Source organism: Pseudomonas agarici, assembly GCF_900109755.1.
Lineage (GTDB): Bacteria > Pseudomonadota > Gammaproteobacteria > Pseudomonadales > Pseudomonadaceae > Aquipseudomonas > Aquipseudomonas agarici.
Genome location: NZ_FOAR01000002.1, coordinates 35,547 through 50,013, shown reverse-complemented (window position 1 = coordinate 50,013; position 14,467 = coordinate 35,547). Strand labels below are relative to the sequence as shown.

The following is a 14,467-nucleotide window of genomic DNA, read 5'->3' as shown; positions in this document are numbered from 1 at the left end:
GTTCGATTACTCCTTCGCACGGGCGAAGGAGGCGCGCACGCGACCCAGCCCTTGGATATTGGCTTCGAAACTATCGCCAGGGGCGGCGGCAATCATCGGACCGAGCGCGCCGGTCATGATGATGTCTCCGGGTTGCAGCGGCTGACCCAGGCGGACCATGGTGTCAGCCAGCCATATCGCTGCCAGCAGTGGGTTGCCCATGCAAGCGGCCCCCATACCCACGCTGACTTGATCGCCACGCCGCTCCATCAGCATTCCACAGCCGACAACATCGAACGCATCCAATTTCACCGGTCGCGAGCCCAGCACGAACAAGCCGCTGGAAGCGTTGTCAGCAATGGTGTCAGCGAGCTTGATGTCCCAGTTAGCCACGCGACTGCCGACAATCTCGATCGCGGGAAGCGCGAAGGCGGTGGCGCGGAGGATATCGGCTATGGTGTGTTTTTCATGCTCCAATGGCTGCTCGATCACCAGCGCGATTTCCGCTTCGACCTTTGCCTGCAGCACCCGGCCGAAGGCGACATCCTCACCATCGGCCAGGCACATGTCGGCGAACAGCATGCCGAAGTCAGGCTGATCAACACCCAACTGCTGCTGGACAACCTTGGAGGTGAGACCTATTTTGCGACCGACCTGACGGCGGCCTTCTTTGAGCCAGCGCGCCGTATTGAGTTGTTGCACCGCGTATGCCAGTTCAACATTGTCAGCGCCGATCAAATCGCGCACAGGCTCACAGGGAATTGCATCCACCTGCGCCTGCCATAACCGGGCCGCGGCGAGTTCGATATTATGGTTCATGGCTTCTCGATCACTGTGATGATTTAACGAAAGAAAACTCGATTTCCACACTGGCTCCCAGGGGCAAAGCACTAACGCCGACGCTGGTTCTTGCCGGAGGAAGCTGGCCATGGCTAAAAAATGCTTCCCAGGCGGCATTGATCTGGGCAAACGCATCAAAGCGAGTGGTGTAGATACGAGCGATGAGCAAGTCGTCCAACGTCAATCCGTAATCAGGTAATGCACGGCGCAAATTGTCGAGAATGCGGCTGGCCTGCACCCCAGGATCGCCATCAACCAATTGGCCAGTGGCGGGGTCCAGGGCAATCATTCCAGACACTTGATAAGTGTCGCCAATCGCCACGCAGGGCGAATAATGAAAGCGCGGGGCGGCAATGGCGCTCGATTTCAGGATTTGACGCATACCTGCCCCTTAAATTTTTATGCAGATGTTGGCAATGTCGGAGTAGAAATCCATCGAGAAACGACCACCTTCACGACCCAATCCTGACAATTTCACACCACCAAATGGCGTGCGAAGATCTCGCAAGTACCAGGTATTTACCCAGACCAGACCGACATGGATTTGGCGTGAAACACGGTGTGCACGGGAAAGATGAGTGGTCCAGATGGCACAGGCGAGGCCGTAATCACTGTCGTTGACACGATTGATAACTTCGTCTTCTTCGTCGAATGGCGAGATGTGACAGACCGGGCCAAAAATCTCTTCGGTCACGCAGCGGGCCTTGTCCGAAAGCCCTGTCCAAATCGTCGGCTGAACATAGGCACCCTGGTCGCGCTCGTCGTTGAAGATGGGAATCCCGCCACCCGTAACGACGGTAGCGCCTTCCTCGACCGCCAAACGGTAGTAGGAAAGCACCTTGTCGCGATGCCCATGGGAAATCAGCGGCCCCATGCTCACGCCGTCCTGGTCCGGGTAGCCCACGACCAACCGCTCGGTTTCAACCTTGAGCCTAGAGACAAACTCATCAAAGATCGAACGATGTACATACACACGTTCGGAACACAGGCAAACCTGCCCGGAGTTGGTAAAGGAAGAACGCAATACCCCCGCGATGGCGGCATCCATATCAGCGTCGGCAAAGACTACCGCAGCGTTTTTGCCGCCCAACTCGAAAGAGACCTCCTTCACCCCATCGGCCACCGCCTTCATAATGGTCGCCCCCGTCTTGGACTCACCGGTAAAGGTCAATGCACTGATCCCGGGGTGCCGAGTCAGAAACTCACCCGCCGAATCTTTGCCAAAACCGTGAATCAAGTTAAATACCCCCGGGGGCACGCCAGCGTCATGCATCACTTCAGCCAACAAAGTAGCCGAAGAAGGTGACTCTTCGGATGGCTTTGCAACAACAACGTTACCGCAAGCCAACGCCGGCGCGACCTTCCAGGTAAATAACAACAATGGAAGGTTCCAAGGAGAAATAACCCCAATTACCCCCAGTGGTTTGCGCACGGTATAGTTCAACGCGCCGGCACCATCTGCTGTCGACATTTCAAACAAATCGGTATGGCTGGTTTTCGCCAAGTCGGCAAAAGTTCGAAAATTGGCAATCGCACGAGGAATATCGAGCGTTCGCGCTTGATGAACCGGGCGCCCGGTATCAGCAACCTCTGCGGCGACAAACTCCTCGAAACGCGCCTCGATGCCATCGGCAATCTTATGAATCAACGCCGCGCGACTCTCAACGCTAAGCTTCCCCCACGGACCTTTCAGCGCATTTCGCGCAGCAATAACCGCTTCGTCGACTTGTTTGGCATCGGCTTCGAACACATTAGAAATGAGCTTTCCGTTAACCGGATTAATATTGGCAAAACTTGTCGCTGAAGTGACAAAGTTGCCATCAATGTAATTAAGAAGTTGACTTGGCACACCAGCAAATTCGGCACGCCATACTTGATTCGGTAAGGTACTCATAGTTTCCTGCTCTGATGTGGTTGCAAGATGACTTTATTTTATCGAAGTTGGCTAAAAGCAAAATTCAAAAGATAGCGATCATTTATTAGCGAAAGTAATACCAGAAAAAACGGCGAAGCAAGCCCAGGAGCAACCCTCTGACTCACTCCGCCAAAACAGAACTGTCTAGGCTCTTTACGAAATGCTTTCAAGCGAAGGCCAGACAAGGTGAAAACAGACGAGCAAGCACGCTTGACGGGGAGTCTGATGCCTGAGTGTCAAACCCCCAGGTATCTCTGCCACAGACCTTGATCGAGGCTCAGCTCCTTTGAAGAGCCCTGCCAGGCGACCTGGCCTTTTTCGATAATGGTGTGATGATCGGCCAGAGCAATGAGTTTTTCGATATACTTATCGATCACCAAAACGGTTTGTCCGCTTTTTTTCAATGCGTGAAGACAGGTCCAGATCTCATCCCGGATCAGTGGAGCCAACCCCTCGGTAGCTTCGTCGAGAATCAACAAATGAGGATTGGTCATCAGTGCGCGACCGATGGCTAACATTTGCTGTTCACCACCCGACAATTGCCCACCCATATTCCGTTCGCGCTCTGCCAGTCGAGGGAAAAAGTTGTAAATTTTTTCCAGCGTCCACGGCTCCGACGTCTTGTTTCGATTGCAGGCAAAAGCGACCAGGTTCTCTCTCACCGTGAGGTTGGGAAAGATGTGGCGTCCTTCCGGTACGACCGCGATCCCCTTTCGCCCAACGACGTCGGCGGGTTTGCGCTCTATGAGCTCACCGCGAAACCGGATCGTTCCAGAATGGATCGGCGTCAAACCCAAAATAGATCGAACACTGGTGGTTTTACCCATGCCATTGCGTCCAAGAAGGGTCGAGACCTCTCCTTCGCGAATCTGCAAACTTACACCAAACAGAACCTGGCTTTGGCCATACGATGTTTCTACGTTGGTGACTTCAAGGATCGCACTCATACCGCCTCCTCCCCCAGGTAAGCTCGCTTCACTTCAGGGTCTTCTCGCACATCGCACGGCACACCAGAGGCAATGACATTTCCGTAGACTAGCGCCGACATTCGGTCAGCCAACCGGAAAACCGCGGCCATATCGTGCTCGATAAGCAGCACGGTCGATTTACCTTTTAGCGCCATGAGCAAATCCACCATTCTCTCCGAGTCTTCAGGCCCCATTCCGGCCATGGGTTCGTCGAGCAATAACAGCTTTGGTCGTGTACCCAGTGTGATTCCCAATTCCAACTGCCTTTGTTCTCCATGAGCCAGACTGCCGGCGATGATTTTGGCTCTGGATGCCAGGCCAACTTCTTGCAGGATCGCATAGGCCTCGTCGAACAACTGAGTCTCGGAAATTGCCGAGCGCCAAAAGCGAAAACTACTGCCACTGCGCGCTTGAACCGCCAACGCTACGTTATCCAGCACTGTCAGTTTTTTAAAAACACTGGTGATCTGATAGGACCTGGCCAGACCAGCCGCAACGCGCCGGTGCATGGACATGCCCATGATATTGACCCCATCAAACACCATGCTGCCCTCATCAGAATTCAGTGCTCCAGATATCTGATGAATCAGCGTGGTTTTACCCGCACCGTTAGGACCAATAAGTGCGTGAATTTCACCTTGATGGACAGTCAGGTTGGCGCCGTTGGTGGCGACCAACCCGCCAAAGCGCTTAACGAGATTACGCACTTCCAGCAGCGGCTGCTTCATGGCGATACCTTCCTGCTGAACAGACCAGCGATACCTGTTGGTGCGAACAACACGACAATCAGTAGAATGGCTCCCAATGGCAATTGCCAGTGGATCGTGTAATTGGACAATGTCTCCTCCAATATCAACAACATTGCCGCACCGAAGACCCCACCATACAGATAGCCCACTCCCCCCATGATTACCATGACCATCAGGGTTCCGGATTGTGTCCAAAGCATAAGGTTCGGGCTGATAAAGCCGTTCTGATTGGCAACCAGGGCTCCAGCCAATCCCGCCAGGGCACCAGACAACGTAAAGGCCACCAGCTTGTAGCGAAACACGGCATAGCCAATCGACTCCATGCGCGATTCATTTTCCCGTATTGATTGCAAAACCCGGCCGAATCGCGCGTTTACCAATCGCTGCATGGCGAACATCACCACGACGCTAATCGACAATACGACGTAGTAAAAACTCACATCTGACGAAAGATCAGGTCCCAGCGCCAGAGTCGAACGACCTGGTAACGACATGCCGTCATCCCCCCCAAAAGCCGTCAACGACTGAGAGATGTAGTACAGCATCTGCGCAAACGAAAGGGTAATCATGATGAAATAGACACCGCGAGTCCGTAGCGAAATCCATCCGATGAGCCATGCACACGCCGCGCTCAGAGCAACGGCACCTGGCCAGGCAATCCACGCGGAGCTGGTTCCCATATCCATCAAGATAGCGACCGTGTAAGCCCCGATCCCGAAAAACCCGGCATGGCCGAAGGCAACTAACCCGCCGAACCCCAACACTAGATTGAGGCTCGTCGCGGCCAGCGCGAAGATCATGATTCGCGTAGCAAATGTCATGTAGAACGTCTGATCAAAAACGCTGGCCAGCCAAGGCAAGACTAGCAAGCAAAGCAGAACGACGGCCGCCACGCCTAACCGTATGCTGTGGTGGAGAGTCGAGTACATAGGATCACCCACGAGCAGGAAACAGGCCTTGTGGCTTCCAGAACAGAACGGCAGCCATAAGGACATAAATGATGATTGAAGCCATCGCCGCGCCAATCGAGGAGGTCACCGCTGGCGATAGGAACTTGCCGAGCAACAGGGGAAGCAATGAGCGGCTCAACGTATCGACGGCGCCTATCAGCAGCGCACCGACGAATGCCCCTCTAATGGACCCGATGCCCCCGATAACGACCACCACGAAGGCCAGAATCAAGATGCTTTCACCCATGCCCACCTGTACTGCCAACAAGGGTCCAAGCATTGCGCCCGCCAATGCACAAAGCGCGGCACCGACACCGAACACCACGGTGAACAACACCTTGATGTTCACCCCCATGGTGGTAGCCATTTCTCGGTTCGACGCACCGGCGCGGACCCACATGCCCAACCGGGTTTTTGCTACCAGCAAGTACATGGAAATTGCGACCACCAACCCCACGGCAATAATCATCAACCGCTGCGCGGAATAATGTAGACCGGCAATCAACTCAATCGGACGTGAAAAAGCCGCCGGGGCGTTGAGCGCAATCGGTTGTACCCCCCAAATCATCCGCACAGCCTCGTTACAGATGAGGATCAGGGCAAAGGTGGCCAGTACCTGAGACAGGTGATCTCGCCGATACAGCCTTCGGAACAAGCTTATCTCCAACACCATGCCAATGATCGCCGTGCCCACCAGCGCAACGGGTACGCCGATAAAATAAGAACCACTGGCATCGGCGACGGTAGCAGTCAGGTAAGCACCAATCATGTACAGTGAGCCATGGGCCAGGTTGATCATGTCCATGATCCCAAACACCAAGGTCAATCCGGCCGCGAGCAAGAAAAGCATGAGCCCGAACTGCAGCCCGTTCAGTGCTTCCTCAATCACTAATGTGCTCATGGCTCGACCCCGGAAACGTCGACAGTTGATCGCAACTTCGTACTGAGTCCGATCAGGTTCGACGTAAACTGATGAACCAGTCTTCCGACATTGACATCGACAAAGGCATCCTGGGAATCGAATGCATTTTGTGCCGTTGGCAGCGCAACGTCTTCACTCAAAACAATAGCACCCAGTTTTGCCATGATACCGCGCAAATCGATGATCCCGCGCAAGCCACCGAAGGGGCTGAGTGAAGCTGACATCAAGCCAACCGCTTTACCGCGAAACGGTGCTAGACCGTCGACGCCGTTGGCGGGCCGAGAGCACCAATCCAAGGTATTTTTTAGCAACGCGGTAACTGAGCCATTGTACTCAGGCGAAGCAATCAACAACCCGTCATGAGTCAGCAGCAATTCGCGCAAAGTTTGAGCGTTTTCCGGCACACCCGACTCAGCCTCCAAGTCACCGTCGTAAATGGGTAACGGGAATTTTCGCAAGTCGATATGAGTGACCTGAGCGCCATGCTCCAACGTCGCAGCGACAGCGAGATTCAATAATTTAACGTTCAATGAAGCTCTTCGGACACTACCGGAAAATGCTAATATTTTTATAGGTTTCATGAAATTATTTCCGTTCAGTTAAAGCTGACGAGCAAAGGCACAAAAAATACTAAAATCAATACTCACCCCAACAGAACTTACAATTTGCAGCCACCTACATAGGCGTCGGAGTGATTATCGAAAATTGTTTCAACAGTTTTGTTAGTGACAGTTCCAGCACTATCCTTTTTAACCTCACGTAGATAAAAGCTATCCATTGGGAACTGATTGGTATTAAATTTAAAATTACCACGTAGTGACTTGAAATCGGTCGTCATCAGGGCAGCATGCAATGCCTCTTTATCTGACAAATTCCCTTTTACATCCTTAACGGCGCTATCAAGAAGGCGTACTACGTCATAACCTTGAAAGGCATACATGGTTGGAATACGACCGTAGGTTTTTTTGAAATCGGCCACAAAAGCTTCATTTTGTGGGTTTTTCAGATCCCATGCCCAGTGCGAGGCATTTTTCAAACCGACCATCTGCTCGCCAACCGCAGTAACAACATCTTCATCCGCCGAGTGCCCCGTGGAGAAGTAAGGAATCTCTTTATCCAACCCGGCACCAACATACTGTTTGATAAAGTTAATGCTCATTCCACTTGGCAAAAAGAAGAACACGGCGTCTGGCTTGCTCGAGCGAATTTGAGCAAGCTCCGAGGCGAAATCGAGCTGCCCCAACTTTACATAAACCTCTGAGCTAATCTCGCCTTTGAAGAAGCGCTTGAACCCCTCCAGGTTTTCCTTGCCGCCGGTATAGTTGGGTGCAAGAATAAAAACTTTTTTGTAGTTTTTATTACTCATATAGCTACCCGCCGCTTCACTTTGCCCATCATTTTGCCAGGACAAACCAAAAAAATATTTATTGCATCGCTCACCAGCAAGTGCTGCCGGCCCAGCCGCGGCGCTGATATAAAAAGTCTTTGCTGCGAATGCAGATGGTCCCACAGCCAGCATAACGTTCGAATAAACAATCCCGGTCAAAAAGTCGACTTTGTCCCGTTTGATCATCTTATCAGCTAATTGTTTACCAACATCAGGGCTGGCCTGATCATCCCCCTCTACAACCTCGACCGGCAAACCGCCGATCTTGTTCCCATTATTTTTTAGCGCCAGGTTAAAACCGTCTCGAATTTCAAGACCAAAGCCGGCAATTGGCCCGGACAACGTACTGATAAACCCAACCTTGACACTATCAGCCGCCTGAACAGAAAAGGTCAACACAGAAAGTAACGCAAACGCAGTGAGCTTTTTCATCTTCTTTCCTTATTATATGAGTATTATCAGGAAGTTAAATAAAGCCTCTAATTGCAATACGGATCAACGTATTCAATTTCCCCACCAGGAAGAAAGAACAACATGGTAACTTTTCCGCCCTCGACCGTTGGAAAGTGTCGGCTACCGGGCTCGAAGACTTTCCAACCTGCACCACCTCCACAAAAAGTAGCGCCCTCGTCCACGGGACCGATCATATTGATCTCGCCCCGTGGATGAATGTGGAAGTTGCCCAACACATTTTTCAACATGCCGCTTTCCACGCTGTAGCCATTTGGATTGTCTGTTGCCTTAGCTAACTGGCCACGACAGTAATCCGGCCCATCAATTTGCGCGTAGCAGGCCCATCCTTCGCCTATGCCTACACGCAACAACCTCAACAGATTTAAATAAGCCTCGGAAGTCGCACCAAATTTCTCATTAAGCTCCACCTCCAGCTGTTTATCCAGCGGCTTGCCTTTTAGAAATAATAATAACGAAGCGACAGCCTTCATCATTTCAGGCTTGCTCGGGCCAGAAGGCAAAACCGCACCTTTCTCCTGTGTTGCGAGCTGTGCATTCGGGGCTTTTGACATAATGACTCCTTGCAAAGGTAGGGACACAACCAAGCAATCGGTGGACCTCACACACCTGGCTCTACCCGACTGACAAGATAAATTACCTGGCGAAATCGAGTCTATGGCGTAAAAAAAAACACGACAATTCAAGATGTCGTGACCATGCATTACCATCGGTAATACCAGACCCATATTTTAAACGAAAACGCACCAAAATCGTCGCAAATGTGCAAACATGAACGCTATTGATGCATTTCTTCTTCGCTTCGTCTTTCCTTTCCTCGACATCACGCCCCCTGGTATTACCGATAGCTATATCAGTTTGCCAATTTCTCATTTGAGCCCGGGACGGCCACCGGATAAAATCCCTTACAGTTGCTCTACCCATAAAATAAAATGATCGCGATGCGCGAGACAACGAACCGGGAGATACGCATGACGCACATTGCCATGTCAAAGCTTACCAATATGCAAAAATATTGGTTAATTACCGGAAGTGTGGGTCCTCGCCCTATCGCACTTGTAACTAGTTTGAACAGTGAAGGGCTGTGCAACGCAGCTCCTTACAGCGCATTCAACTACATGGGCGAAGATCCACCCTTGTTTGTGATTGCAGTGGACCATTATGGTGAGGAAAGCCATCGCCAAGGCGAACAAAAGGATACACTAAGAAATATCATCGAGCGTGAGCAGTTCGTGGTCAACATGGTTGACGAAAGCATCGCCGAGAGAATGGTTTTATGTGGTACTGACTTCCCCTCTCATATTTCAGAAGCACAATCCGTCGGCTTTGATTTGACTCCGTCCACCGCAATCGATGTGCCTCGCATTAGCGACGCACCCATTGCATGGGAATGCAAGCTCTACAAAATCATAGAATTCTCAAAGCAGCGCTCCATTGTATTCGGCGAAATCGTAGCGATGTATTTTCGGGACGATCTAATTGATGAAGAAAAACTCAGGGTACGTGTAGACCTTTTTCAACCCTATGGACGATTGGGCGGCCCGAACTATTGCCGAACGACCGACCGGGTTCGCCTCACCGTTCCAACATTTTTACCCTCTTCCGGAAAACCAAGAGAGTAATTTTCAGATTCTTCCTAATTCGGTTTTAGTTTATAAAAAACCTTAGCCTGCTTTATTGACGATTGTTATTTGCGGGCTCTTAAGGCTTTAGGCTGATATTTGTTAAATTGGCAGACCTTAAGGCTGATTGTTTCGTTAAGTGTGTCGTACTGCAAAATAACCGCATTTAATAGGTGCAACGGCGCCCCATTCCGTTGCCTCGCTACTACGCTCATTGCGAAGCAGTTTATTCCTGCGCCTCCGGGTGTTTTCTAGCTGTTAAGTAACACCTAAAAAGGACAAGAAAGGAGCTTTTTCGGTGATTATTCTGCGTAATGTCCCTATCAGCCGTCGCTTATGGTTGATCCTGTTAACCTCCATGCTGATGTTGATTGCGTTGTCAGCGTTGATGCTCTACCAGATCCGCGACGACCTATTCAATGCCAAGACATTGAAAACTCATCATGTAGTTGAGACGGTCAGCGGCATCCTGCGCTATTATCATGCAAAGGAAATCTCCGGTGAACTGACCCGAGAAGAGGCACAGAAGCAGGCCAGTATCATGGTAAATGGCCTGCGCTACAATCAGACGGATTATTTTGTGCTCCTGGATCTACAGGGCACGATGCTTATGCATCCGACCAATCCCAAACTCCAAGGCGTCAACATGCTTGAAACCAAGGATCCAGAAGGGAGACTCTACATTCGGGAGATGGTCGATCTGGCTAAGTATAAAGGACAAGGAAAAGTTGACTATTTCTGGCCAAAACCTGGCTCTGATGAGCCATTGCCAAAAGTCTCGTATGTAGAATTGTTTAAGCCGTGGGGGTGGATTATCACCTCCGGCGCTTATGTCAATGATGTGTTACTCGAGTTTCGCGGAAAAATTATCAACGCATTAGGAAACTTAGCGATAGTCGGTATCTTGCTAGCGGTCTTGGTAACCCTTATCTCGCGCAGCATCTCCCTACCATTGACCGCGATAGTTGACGCCATGGCGAACATCGCCACCGGCGATGCCGATTTGACCCGCAATTTAGACAACAAAGGACACGACGAGCTAACTGCTCTTGGGCAGCACTTCAATTCCTTCATGGGTAATCTGAACAGGGTCATCAGTCAAACCCGTCAGGTCGCTGGCGCACTGGATCACGCCTCTCTCTCACTTGGCGATGTCGCGAGCACAGGTCAACGACAAAGCCAACAACAGTCACAGCAAATGGAACAAGTGGCTACCGCTATCAACGAAGTTTCTTATGCTGTACAAGATGTCGCCAAAGGCGCCAAACACGCTGCCAACGAAGTGCTCCAGGCAGAGGAGCAAGCCTTACAAGGCCAACACAGTATCGAGTCTAGCTTGCACCAAACCGATCGACTGTCTGAAACGATTGACCAAGCGGTCGTGGTAATTCAAAGACTGGATCAAGAAAGCTCACAGATTGGTCGAGTCTTAGAGGTCATTCGAGCGATTGCCGAGCAAACCAATCTACTGGCCCTGAACGCGGCGATTGAAGCTGCCCGCGCCGGAGAGCAAGGTCGCGGCTTTGCTGTTGTAGCGGATGAAGTCCGGCTATTGGCGCAGCGTACTCAGACCTCGACCGCTGAAATTCAGTTCATGATCGAGCAACTGCAAAACAATTCCCAAGCAGCGGTAAAAGCAATCAACGCCAGCAGCATGGCATCCCAAAAAACAGTTGAGCTAGCCCGCCTAGCGGGACAGAACCTGAATCAGATTACGTCTTCACTGCGCAACATCAGCGGTCTTAACGCGTCCATCGCCGGCGCTACCTTACAACAATCCCAGGTGGTTGACGAAATCAATAAGAGTGTTACCCAAGCAGCGTCGTTGGCTCATGATGGCGCGGCGCTGGCCGATCGATCCAACGAAGCAAGTCGTCATTTAGAACAGCTGAAGGGTGACTTAAATCAGCTACTAGGTCGCTTCCGCGTTTGATGATAGATCCACCACAACTCGAGCATAATGCCGATACAAGGAATACCCCATCAATGATCGCCTACGGACTCGACTAAACTCCTCGGGTGGCACTGAGACGACTGCTAAACATAGCGGCCATGGCGACTACAGGCATCCCGACATAGTCCATGCCACCGGACTAAGCCCTCCAGCAGCACCATGGCTTGCACACCGGTAAAGCACAGGGCGAGTACTATCGTCAGACGATCAAGTTCAGAACTAATTAATTATCTCTACTTCGCCGGCATGTTATATGTGTTCTGTAAAGACTGGCCGCTTTTTTTTAATGCTTTGGAGACGTCGGGCGCGTCGGTCGAGCGATGCGGCGATCCTACCTCAACCGCTCCCCCAGCACGAAGCCGTGTATTCTCGGGAACCTCACCATTAGCTATTTGAGTAGGTGTGTAAAAGAGGCTGATGTTTTCCCGCAAGGCGCTCATTACCACGGTGGAAGCCGTGCTGATCCCGGCAAGCATACTAAGAAAGAAAATCAACCGTAATTTATGGAGCTGACTCATTTGCTATCCTCCCGTCGTACTCGACAAAACTACCGATGCAAGTAGCGCCGATGCATGAAAAATGTCAGCAAGACATTAATAATAAGCACTAGAAACCAGATACCATCAACAGCCCATACAAACTGAAGTTCTCACCCCGATGAAGCGCGCTTAATTATTCGACCAACTATTTGATGCAGATATATTGATCATGCCAACTGTCGCATTAGCCGTGTATTCTAAAACGGCCATGAGCGCCAGATTGACTGACTCCAAATAGCCTCGGTGACCAGCGCAACAGCGATTATCCGCGCTCCACTCGAGGCGACACATTGCACAGCAGTATCAGCAATGCGTGGGCGCTGCGAAGGGCATATAGCAGCCACAGGCATCATAAAACGCCTCTGGAGAGCAACTCGACGAAATCGACCAAATGCCCTAGCTATGTACCTACGTTATAGGTGTAGGACATTCTTCCCATGTGAATGTCCTCCCCGTTGAATCGTCGCAAACATTTCCAAGCATGATTTATGAGTAAACCATTCAGCATATCGCAGGTTAATTCATTTACCACTAAACGTAGCAATATAGGCAATCACGTCTCGGCGAGCCTGCTCGTCACTAACTTTAATGGTCATTTTTGTAGTAACCGAATCATCATGCACGACACCTCTAATATAGCCTTGCGGATCGGCAAGCCATTTGAATATTTTATCTTTATCCCAGCTCATTCCTGCCTGGGCCGCTTTTTGTAATCCGGTATCATAAGAAAAATCAGAAAGCGATCCCATTTTCCGATTGACCACACCGGTTAAATTCGGGCCGATTCCATTGGCCGCTGTAGGCCCGACCTGATGGCAAACAGAGCATTGTTGAAAAACGGCCTCACCACGCTTGGCATCACCCTCCTCAGCGAACAAAGGCGTAACAAAAGCAAGCGCTAGTAGCCCTGCCAAAAATCTTGGAGAGCAATTCGTCAAGATAGATTTCATATAAGGCTCCGATGCTAGTTTAAATTTATCACTTCTATCAGGCTTTCGGTAAATATCGAATCTAAATTGCTACATAGGCAACAGGCACACTTAAATCCAACCAATGCAAAAAAAGCGCGCCAAAGATCTACACGTGACCATCCTGAGTGAATGGGACAATAATAGATCTCCTGACCTTTGTTCACACACGCAACAAGCATGATTCTAGGAACGCCGGCCTCCAGTGTCCAGCCAATGCAGCCAACGAATGGCAAAGTCCGCACGTTTTTGAAAGCGATGCATCAGATCGTACACTAACATGATGATCGCATCACTACTGAACGTTTTCGCTTCTAAGATTAGAGATCTCAGCTCTTGCCTACTGGAGACAACATAATGAAAAGCCTGATAACTAACATGACTACCGCGATAGTGATAACGGCGTTTGCCGGATTATACGCTACTGCCGCGCAATCCGCAGGCTACCCGGACATAAAAATTGGCCCAACCTTCAACGATAAAGGTCAGTTGGTGCAGCCAAAGAATTTCCGGCAATGGGTTTTTCTCGGAGCCCCCATTACCCCAAACGGGCTAAACAACGGGAAGGCGGGATTTCCTGAGTATCATAATGTTTACGTAGAGCCTGCGGCTTTCGAGCAGTATCGAAAAACCGGGACCTGGCCAGAAGGTACGATGATGGTGAAGGAGCTGCACCTGACTCAAAAAGGCCAATTACCGGATGGATCAAGTGTTGAACCATCGGGTAGAGGTTATTTCCCCGGTGGAGGCCCAAGTGGGTTAGACGTCTCCGTCAAAGACAGTAAACGCTTTGCAAAAACAAAAAATTGGGGCTATTTCAACTTCGGCCATCACGCCCCTCCCTACTCCGCAGCGTCTACAGAGTCACCGAAAGAAGCCTGCGCCGGATGCCATATCGATAACGCCAAGGAAGATATGGTATACATCCAATTCTACAAGCCGATCCTGACCCCTCTTCCTCTTCCTTAATTAACAACATATATTTTACGGACAAAGCCTTATTTATAAAATAAATAAGGCTTTTCGGCGACTGGCCAAATAAATCAATTCCATTGATATCAACCTGCAGCATGGACAAGTGAAGATATAAGGAAAAGCAAAGTAAACTTATTTTATTATTCCATACACTGCTCACCCCCCCCCCAACATCTCACCGATTGATTGCGGAAAGCAAAATCCGCACCAATCGCAGCAGTTTTCATG

General features: G+C 50.5%; 15 protein-coding genes and 1 pseudogene. 4 read left to right on the top strand and 12 right to left on the bottom strand.

Annotation, left to right across the window (positions count from 1 at the left end):
* Positions 1-6: 6 nt before the first annotated feature.
* The 10 genes from BMX68_RS01885 to BMX68_RS01840 all read right to left on the bottom strand — a co-directional run bounded on the left by BMX68_RS01885 (position 7) and on the right by BMX68_RS01840 (position 8,735).
* Entirely contained in the window at positions 7-798 is a 792-nt protein-coding gene (locus BMX68_RS01885) for a 2-keto-4-pentenoate hydratase (RefSeq protein ID WP_017134325.1), read from the bottom strand.
* Between the two features lie 10 nt (positions 799-808).
* Complete coding sequence (locus BMX68_RS01880) at positions 809-1,201, bottom strand: RidA family protein (RefSeq protein WP_060783876.1); 393 nt, start codon at positions 1,199-1,201, stop codon at positions 809-811.
* 9 nt (positions 1,202-1,210) lie between these two features.
* The gene (locus BMX68_RS01875; RefSeq protein WP_051000691.1) at positions 1,211-2,713 is read right to left on the bottom strand and encodes a 2-hydroxymuconic semialdehyde dehydrogenase; all 1,503 of its coding nucleotides are present in this window, start codon (positions 2,711-2,713) and stop codon (positions 1,211-1,213) included.
* 257 nt (positions 2,714-2,970) lie between these two features.
* Positions 2,971-3,681: an ABC transporter ATP-binding protein gene (locus BMX68_RS01870; RefSeq protein ID WP_060783878.1), complete on the bottom strand. Its 711-nt coding sequence runs from the start codon at positions 3,679-3,681 to the stop codon at positions 2,971-2,973.
* Positions 3,678-4,430: an ABC transporter ATP-binding protein gene (locus BMX68_RS01865; RefSeq protein WP_017134330.1), complete on the bottom strand. Its 753-nt coding sequence runs from the start codon at positions 4,428-4,430 to the stop codon at positions 3,678-3,680. The genes BMX68_RS01870 and BMX68_RS01865 overlap by 4 nt, the downstream gene beginning before the upstream one ends.
* Entirely contained in the window at positions 4,427-5,380 is a 954-nt protein-coding gene (locus BMX68_RS01860; RefSeq protein ID WP_039792961.1) for a branched-chain amino acid ABC transporter permease, read from the bottom strand. Before BMX68_RS01860 ends, BMX68_RS01865 begins: the two co-directional genes overlap by 4 nt.
* 4 nt (positions 5,381-5,384) lie before the next feature.
* Positions 5,385-6,302 (bottom strand): branched-chain amino acid ABC transporter permease, encoded by a 918-nt coding sequence (locus BMX68_RS01855; RefSeq protein WP_026013460.1) that lies wholly within the window; start codon positions 6,300-6,302, stop codon positions 5,385-5,387.
* The gene (locus BMX68_RS01850; protein WP_017134333.1) at positions 6,299-6,904 is read right to left on the bottom strand and encodes an NADPH-dependent FMN reductase; all 606 of its coding nucleotides are present in this window, start codon (positions 6,902-6,904) and stop codon (positions 6,299-6,301) included. The genes BMX68_RS01855 and BMX68_RS01850 overlap by 4 nt, the downstream gene beginning before the upstream one ends.
* A 77-nt stretch (positions 6,905-6,981) precedes the next feature.
* Positions 6,982-8,142 (bottom strand): ABC transporter substrate-binding protein, encoded by a 1,161-nt coding sequence (locus BMX68_RS01845; protein ID WP_074861807.1) that lies wholly within the window; start codon positions 8,140-8,142, stop codon positions 6,982-6,984.
* A gap of 47 nt (positions 8,143-8,189) precedes the next feature.
* Positions 8,190-8,735, bottom strand: a complete 546-nt coding sequence (locus BMX68_RS01840) for a 4-hydroxylaminobenzoate lyase (protein WP_017134335.1) — start codon at positions 8,733-8,735, stop codon at positions 8,190-8,192.
* 417 nt (positions 8,736-9,152) lie between these two features.
* On the opposite strand from BMX68_RS01840, the gene BMX68_RS01835 reads away from it, so the two are divergent.
* From BMX68_RS01835 to BMX68_RS26690, 3 genes and pseudogenes are all read left to right on the top strand, one after another.
* Positions 9,153-9,803 (top strand): flavin reductase family protein, encoded by a 651-nt coding sequence (locus tag BMX68_RS01835; protein ID WP_074861850.1) that lies wholly within the window; start codon positions 9,153-9,155, stop codon positions 9,801-9,803.
* A gap of 358 nt (positions 9,804-10,161) precedes the next feature.
* Positions 10,162-10,878, top strand: a pseudogene (locus BMX68_RS26695) (cache domain-containing protein); the annotation flags it as partial.
* Positions 10,876-11,736, top strand: a complete 861-nt coding sequence (locus tag BMX68_RS26690; RefSeq protein ID WP_439896036.1) for a methyl-accepting chemotaxis protein — start codon at positions 10,876-10,878, stop codon at positions 11,734-11,736. The pseudogene BMX68_RS26695 and the gene BMX68_RS26690, both read left to right, overlap by 3 nt.
* Before the next feature lie 254 nt (positions 11,737-11,990).
* Here the strand turns inward: BMX68_RS26690 and BMX68_RS01825 are convergent, their stop codons facing one another.
* Together BMX68_RS01825 and BMX68_RS01820 are read right to left on the bottom strand one after the other, a co-directional pair.
* Positions 11,991-12,275 (bottom strand): cytochrome c maturation protein CcmE domain-containing protein, encoded by a 285-nt coding sequence (locus tag BMX68_RS01825; protein WP_017134338.1) that lies wholly within the window; start codon positions 12,273-12,275, stop codon positions 11,991-11,993.
* Between the two features lie 542 nt (positions 12,276-12,817).
* Positions 12,818-13,246 carry a c-type cytochrome gene (locus BMX68_RS01820; protein WP_017134339.1) on the bottom strand — a complete coding sequence of 143 codons (429 nt, stop codon included), beginning with the start codon at positions 13,244-13,246 and terminating at the stop codon, positions 12,818-12,820.
* Positions 13,247-13,621: 375 nt separating this feature from the next.
* Here BMX68_RS01820 and BMX68_RS01815 point away from each other — a divergent pair, with 375 nt between their 5' ends.
* Complete coding sequence (locus BMX68_RS01815; RefSeq protein WP_074861804.1) at positions 13,622-14,233, top strand: cytochrome P460 family protein; 612 nt, start codon at positions 13,622-13,624, stop codon at positions 14,231-14,233.
* The last annotated feature ends 234 nt before the right edge of the window (positions 14,234-14,467 follow it).